This window comes from Amycolatopsis saalfeldensis (assembly GCF_900110575.1).
GTDB lineage: Bacteria > Actinomycetota > Actinomycetes > Mycobacteriales > Pseudonocardiaceae > Amycolatopsis > Amycolatopsis saalfeldensis.
This window is the reverse complement of record NZ_FOEF01000011.1, coordinates 283,025-289,739: the sequence shown is the minus strand read 5'-3', so window position 1 is coordinate 289,739 and position 6,715 is coordinate 283,025. Positions and strand designations below refer to the sequence as shown.

At 70.9% G+C, this 6,715-nt stretch carries 4 protein-coding genes and 2 rRNA genes; all 6 read left to right on the top strand.

Going from position 1 to position 6,715, the window contains the following annotated elements:
• Positions 1-106: ribosomal RNA gene (locus BMY97_RS25190) — 23S ribosomal RNA — on the top strand; the annotation flags it as partial.
• Positions 107-198: 92 nt separating this feature from the next.
• Positions 199-315: ribosomal RNA gene (gene rrf, locus BMY97_RS25185) — 5S ribosomal RNA — on the top strand.
• Positions 316-1,257: 942 nt separating this feature from the next.
• Complete coding sequence (locus BMY97_RS25180; RefSeq protein WP_091620535.1) at positions 1,258-2,007, top strand: type 1 glutamine amidotransferase; 750 nt, start codon at positions 1,258-1,260, stop codon at positions 2,005-2,007.
• Between the two features lie 94 nt (positions 2,008-2,101).
• A complete protein-coding gene (locus tag BMY97_RS25175; protein ID WP_177231532.1) occupies positions 2,102-3,232 on the top strand; it encodes an inorganic phosphate transporter in 1,131 nt (376 codons plus the stop codon).
• A 67-nt stretch (positions 3,233-3,299) separates the two neighbouring features.
• On the top strand, positions 3,300-6,275 hold the full coding sequence (locus BMY97_RS25170) for a bifunctional [glutamine synthetase] adenylyltransferase/[glutamine synthetase]-adenylyl-L-tyrosine phosphorylase (RefSeq protein ID WP_091620626.1): 2,976 nt from the start codon (positions 3,300-3,302) through the stop codon (positions 6,273-6,275).
• Between the two features lie 10 nt (positions 6,276-6,285).
• Positions 6,286-6,714 carry an acyl-CoA thioesterase gene (locus BMY97_RS25165; RefSeq protein WP_091620533.1) on the top strand — a complete coding sequence of 143 codons (429 nt, stop codon included), beginning with the start codon at positions 6,286-6,288 and terminating at the stop codon, positions 6,712-6,714.
• Position 6,715 lies beyond the last annotated feature (1 nt).

The following is a 6,715-nucleotide window of genomic DNA, read 5'->3' as shown; positions in this document are numbered from 1 at the left end:
TGTGGGTTAAGGCCCCCAAGAGACCATTGGGTTGATAGGCCAGAAATGGAAGCACAGTAATGTGTTGTCGAGTTGACTGGTACTAATAGGCCGAGGACTTGCCCACGAAGATGTTACGCATCCACTCTACAGCTCTGAAACACCACACCGGCACCACCAGCCACGGCTGGAGGGTGGGTGTGTGTTGTTTCGTAGTGTTTCGGTGGTTATAGCGCCAGGGAAACGCCCGGTCCCATTCCGAACCCGGAAGCTAAGCCTGGAAGCGCCGATGGTACTGCAACCGAAGGGTTGTGGGAGAGTAGGACGCCGCCGAACTTTACTTAGACAGTCAGGGCCCCGGTCGAGAACCCACAACGGTTCTCCCGGGGCCCTACTGCCATGTCCGGCCTTTCCCCGAAACCGCGGCCCGACTCGAATCGGACGCGCGGCCGGCTAGCTGCTCGGTTCGATCGACTGGCGCGTCGCCAGCCCGCGACGCCGGCGAGGCAGTCGGTGTCGCTGCGGCGCAAGCGCCCGCCACCAGTGCTGGCCATGGGTTATGGCCACAAAGGTCATGCCGTGACGACACCGGCCCAGGTGAGCGCTCACCGCAGAGGTCGTGCCGCTGCGCCCTGACGTAAGCGCAGGCCACAAGTGTCGGCCACGGAGATGGGCGGGCTGCAGCTGCACGGGCGCAGGGGCATCGGCTATGAGCGCCGTCCACGCCTGTGACCATAGGGCCGGTCGGTGTCATGGGCGGCCATTGGCGCAGGCCACGAGTGCTGGCTCCGCAGACCAGACCTTGTCGACAACACGCTCCGCCTACAGGACCGGCCGCAGCACAAGACCGGCTTCAGCAGCGGCGGCCGCCAGGTCGCCGAGCGTTGGGGCGGTCGAGTGAGATCGCCAGTATGCCCGGGCGCTCACCCCAGCAGGTCGACGTTTGTGCAACGGTCGCCCCGGCGCACGGCGTCGGGCGGTCGCGTCATAACGCCATCGTGCCTCAAGCTGTCATTCTCGCTGGCTGGCTGGCTGGCGTCGTTGCGGTGCTACCGCACCCAGCTGGCGTTCGTGCAGTGACCATCCCAGCCCGTCGGCGTTGGCTCGGTGCTCACCCCGGCCAGCTGGCGTTCGTGCAGTGGGCGCTCCAGCCGGTTGGCGTTGGCTCGGTGCTCACCCCGGCCAGCTGCCGTTGGTGCAGTGGGCGCCCCGCCAGTCGGTGTTCGTGTGGTGGTCACCCCGGCACAAGTGTCGGCAGTGCTCCGTACCCTGGTAGGCGTGACTCGTCTGCTGATCATCCAACCCGACGCCAGTGATCCGCTCAGCCGGCTCGGCGACTGGCTCACCGGGGCCGGGGCCGAGTTGGACGTCCGGCTTCCGCCGGGGCAAGAGCTGCCCACCAGTCTCGACGGCTATGCGGGCGTCGTCTGCCTCGGCGGGGGTATGGGCGCGCTCGACGACGCGGAACATCCCTGGCTCGCCGACGTTCGGAAGCTCCTCAGCGCCGCCGCGGCGGCCGGGCTGCCGACGCTCGGGGTTTGCCTCGGCGCGCAGCTGCTCGCGACGGCGACCGGGGGGCAGGTCGCCGTCGGTGAGGATGGGCCGGAGGTCGGGCCCGGGCTCGTGTCCAAGAAGGACGCCGCCTGGACCGATCCGCTGTTCGCCGACCTTCCGCTGATGCCGGACGTCATGCAGTTCCACAACGACGTGATCAAGCGCCTGCCGGCGGGCGCGGAGCTGCTCGCGTCGGCGCCGCGGTACCAGAACCAGGCGTTCCGGCTGAACCGGTGCGTGTACGGGATCCAGTTCCACATCGAGACCACGCCGGACGTGGTGCTCGCGTGGGCCGAATCGGAACCGGAAATGGCTGAACTCACCCGTCCGGGCGCACTGGAGCCGGAGAAGCTGACCGCCGTGCACGCGGACATCGAGGAGACCTGGCGGCCGTTCGCGTCCCGGTTCGTCCACTTGGCCGCGGGCGAGCTGGACGCTGCGGCGGAGCGTCAACACCGGTTACCGATGGCTTGACGCCTGATGTCCAGATCACTAACGCCGCGTTAACGATTCACCTGATCGGTCGGGTACCTTGCGGATGATGTTCCCGTAGGGCTCGGAGGTCGGGGTGGACCCCTCGTTGCTGGTTGTCGTCGTGATCGTCACGGCGCTGGTTTTCGATTTCACGAACGGCTTCCACGACACAGCGAACTCGATGGCCACGTCCATCGCGACGGGGGCGCTCCGGCCCAGAGTCGCGGTGGCGATCTCGGCGGTGTTGAACCTCGCCGGCGCGTTCCTCTCCGTCGAGGTGGCGAAGACGATCTCCAGCGGGCTGGTGGACGACACCAAGATCGGCCCCGAGATCGTCTTCGGCGGCCTGATCGGCGCGATCGTGTGGAACCTGTTCACCTGGTACGTCGGGCTTCCGTCCAGCTCGTCGCACGCGCTGTTCGGCGGCCTGATCGGCGCCACCTGGGTTTCGGCGGGCGCCGACTCCGTCCACTTCGCCAAGATCGTGGACAAGGTGCTGGTGCCCGCGGCCGCGTCGCCGGTGATCGCCGGGCTGGTGGCCGCCGGCGCGACCTACCTCGTCTACCGGCTGTTCGTGCGACGGCGGGGCGGCCGCGGCTTCCGCGTCGGCCAGATCGTCTCGGCCTCGCTGGTCTCGCTGGCGCACGGCACGAACGACGCGCAGAAGACCATGGGCGTGATCACACTGACGCTGGTGACCGCGGGCAGCCTCCCGGCGGGCTCGGCGCCGCCGGTGTGGGTGATCGTCAGCGCCGCGTCCGCCCTCGCCCTCGGCACGTACCTCGGTGGCTGGCGGATCACGCAGACGCTCGGCAAAGGCCTGACCGACATCGAAGGCCCGCAGGGCTTCGCGGCGCAGACGAGCAGTGCCGCGGTGATCCTGCTGTCCTCGCACTTCGGCTTCCCGCTGTCGACCACGCACGTGTGCTCCGGCGGGATCGTCGGCTCCGGCGTCGGCCGGCGCGAGGCCCCGGTGCGCTGGCGGATGGCGGGCCGGATGGTCATCGCGTGGCTCTTCACGCTGCCCGCGGCGGCCATCGTCGGCGCGGCGGCCGGGAAACTCGCGTCCTTGGGCACGGCGGGGACGCTCGGCGTCGGCGTGGCGGGCATCGCCTTCGGCGCCGCCATCTACCTGCTTTCGCGGCGCAAGCCCGTCACCGCGCACAGCTTCACTGTCCCGGAGCCGTCCGCGCCCGGCTCGGAGCCGGACCGGCTCGCTGCCTGAACGGGTGGCGAACTCCTCTCGCGCGCCCACCTGCTCGGCCGGGGCCGATCCGGCTACGGTGGTCGTGATGGCAGAGCGCGCGCGGACGGCCGCATCGGCGGCCAGGTATGGCTTCACCGACACCCGGGCCGACGGGCAGTTGCGTGCGGCGGGCTGGTGGGACGCCGCGGGGCCGGTCGACGGCGTCGCCGACGTCCTGGCCGCACTCTCGCGCGCCGCGGACCCGGACCTCGCGCTCCGTGGCCTCGACCGCATCCGCGAGGCTGACGAGGACGCGTGGCCCGGCCTCGACCAGACGCTGCGGGAGAATCGCACGTTCCGAGGCCGGCTGCTCGCGGTCCTCGGCACGTCGACCGCGCTGTCCGACTTCCTCGCGGCGCACCCCGGCGAATGGCGCTGCCTGGCCGACAACCGGTGCACGGTGCCGGATCAGTTCACCGAGCGGCTGCTGGACCGGCTGCGTGACGGAGAGGGTTCGTACCTCACCGGTTTGGCCGCCGAGCAGGCGCTGCGCGCGGCGTACCGCGGCCTGCTGCTGGGCATCGCCGCCACCGACCTCGGGCACCTGGTGGAACCCGGGCTCGACCACCCGCCGTTCAAGGACGTCGCCAGCCAGCTGACGGTGCTCGCCGAGGCCGCGCTGACCGCCGGCCTCGCGGTGGCCGAGACGGAGGTCGGCGCCACGACCGAGGGCTCGCTGGCGGTGATCGCGATGGGCAAGACCGGCGGTCGCGAGCTGAACTACGTCAGCGACGTCGACGTGATCTTCGTCGGCGCGGGCGACCTCGCCGTGGCGACCCGCCTGGCCAGCACGATGATGCGCGTGGTCGGCAACGCCTGCTTCGAGGTCGACGCCGCGCTGCGTCCCGAGGGCAAGAGCGGCGCGCTCGTCCGCACGCTCGAGGGGCACACCGCGTACTACCAGAAGTGGGCGAAGACCTGGGAGTTCCAGGCCCTGCTGAAAGCGCGTCCGGTGGCCGGCGACGCCGAGCTGGGCCGACAGTACGCCGAGATGGTCGCGCCGATGGTCTGGTCGGCGGCCGACCGCGACAACTTCGTCACCGAGGTCCAGCAGATGCGCCGGCGCGTGGAGCGCCACCTGCCGGAGGAGCACCGTGAACGGGAGCTGAAGCTGGGCCGCGGCGGGCTGCGCGACGTCGAGTTCGCCGTGCAGCTGTTGCAGCTCGTGCACGGCCGCGTCGACCCCGAGCTGCACTCACCGTCCACTTTGGAGGCTCTGGGCGCGCTCGGCGACGGCGGTTACGTCGGCCGCAAGGACGCCGCCGAGATGGCGGACTCGTACGAATTCCTGCGCACGATCGAGCACCGGCTGCAGCTGCGCCAGCTGCGGCGGACGCACCTGTTCCCGGAATTCACCGATACCGACGAGCTGCGGATCCTCGCGCGCGCCTGCGGCATCCGCGCGGTTCGCGGGCGCAGCCAGGGCGAGACGCTGCTGGCGGAGTTCCGCCGGCACGCGCAGGGAGTCCGGCGCCTGCACCAGAAACTGTTCTACCGGCCGCTGCTCCAGTCCGTGGCGAACGTGCCGACGGAGGCACTGCGGCTGACCACGAAGCAGGCGGCCAGCCGGCTGGCCGCGCTCGGTTACGCGGCGCCGGAAGGCGCGCTGCAGCACATCAAGGCCCTGACCGCCGGCGTCTCGCGGCGCGCGGCCATCCAGCAGGCGCTGCTGCCGGTACTGCTCGACCTGCTGGCCGACACCCCGGATCCCGACGGCGGGCTGCTGTCGTACCGGAAGGTGTCGGAGGCGCTGGAGGACACGCCGTGGTACCTGCGGGTGCTGCGGGACGAGGGCACCGTGGTCGAGCGGCTGGCGTTCCTGCTCGGCACGTCGCGGCTGGTGCCGGACTTGCTGGTGCGGGCCCCGGAGGTGCTGCAGCTGCTCGGCGACCCGGCGCGGCTGACGGGCCGTGATCCGGCGGACGTCGCGAAGTCGCTGCGCGCGACCGTCCGGCGGCAGCCCGGCATCAACGCGGCGGTGGCCGCGGCGCGTTCGCTGCGCCGGCACGAGTTGTTGCGCGTCGCCAGCGCGGATCTGTTGGGGCTGCTGGAAGTTCCGGCCGTGTGCGCGGCGCTGTCGAGCGTGTGGGTCGCCGTGCTCCAGGGCGCGCTGGCCGCCGCGTACCGGCAGCGGCAGGCGGAGCTGGGGCAGACGCCGGCGACCGTCGCCGTCATCGCCATGGGCCGCCTGGGCGGGGCGGAGCTGGGTTACGGCTCGGACGCCGACGTTCTGTTCGTTTGTGAGCCCGCAGACGGCGTTTCGGACGCTGATGCTGTGCGTTTCGCGTCTTCGGTCGCCGAGACCGTGCGGAAGATGCTGGGCGCGCCGAGTTCGGACCCGGCGCTGGTCGTGGACGCGGACTTGCGGCCGGAGGGACGCAGCGGCGCGCTGGTCCGCACGCTCGAGTCGTATCGCGCGTACTACGCGCGCTGGGGCGAGGCGTGGGAGGCGCAAGCGTTGCTGCGCGCGCGTTTCGTGGCCGGCGACGACGACCTCGGCGAGCGCTTCATCCGGATGATCGACCCGTTCCGCTACCCCGAGGGCGGGCTGGACGCGACCAACGCCCGGGAGATCCGGCGCATCAAGGCGCGGGTGGAGACCGAGCGGATGCCGCGCGGCGCCGACCCGACGCGGCACACCAAGCTGGGCCGCGGCGGGCTCGCGGACGTCGAATGGACCGTCCAGCTGTTGCAGCTTCAGCACGCGCACGAGGTGCCGGGTCTGCGGACGACGTCCACCCTCGACGGCCTCACGGCTCTGGCCGAGGCGGGGCTGGCGCCGGCGGAGTCGGCCGAGTCGCTGCGGGAAGCGTGGCTGCTGGCGACGCGCGTGCGCAACGCCGGGATGCTGGTGCGCGGCAAGGCCGTGGACCAGGTCCCCAGCTCGGGCCGCGACCTGGCCGCCGTCGCGCGGGTGTTCGGCTACTCCCCGGACGACGACCCCGGCGAGTTCCTCGACCTCTACCGCCGGGTGACACGGCGCGCGCACGCCGTCGTCGAGGAACTGTTCTACGACAACTAGTCTGGGGCTCGTGACTGATCGCGAACCATTCCGGACCCGGCTCAAGGTGCGGCAGTACGAGCTCGACGCGCTGGGGCACGTGAACCAGGCCGTTTACCACTCGTACGGCGAAGTCTCGCGGCTCGAGGCCTTCGAGGCGGCGGGCAACGCGCGGGTGGGCGTGGACAACGCGGCCCCGGTCCTGCTCGAGTCCCACATCGTCTACCGCCGCGAACTCCGGGGTGGCGACGTCGTCGACGTCACCTGCGACACCACCTTCGGCGAGGGCAAGGTCTTCTGGATGACCTCGCGCATCCTCAAGCTGGACGGCACGCTGTCGGCCGAGATCAAGTGCACGCTGGGCGTGATGGACCTTGAGCGGCGCAAGCTCGTGGCCGACCCGAAGGGGCATTTCGAACGCGCCGGGCTGGACCTGAAGGTGCTCTCGACCGCGGAGTGAG

Coding starts and splice junctions, on each gene's coding strand:
- BMY97_RS25170 (WP_091620626.1), top strand. CDS start 3,300: ATGGCAGAGCGCGCGCGGACGGCCGCATCGGCGGCCAGGTATGGCTTC.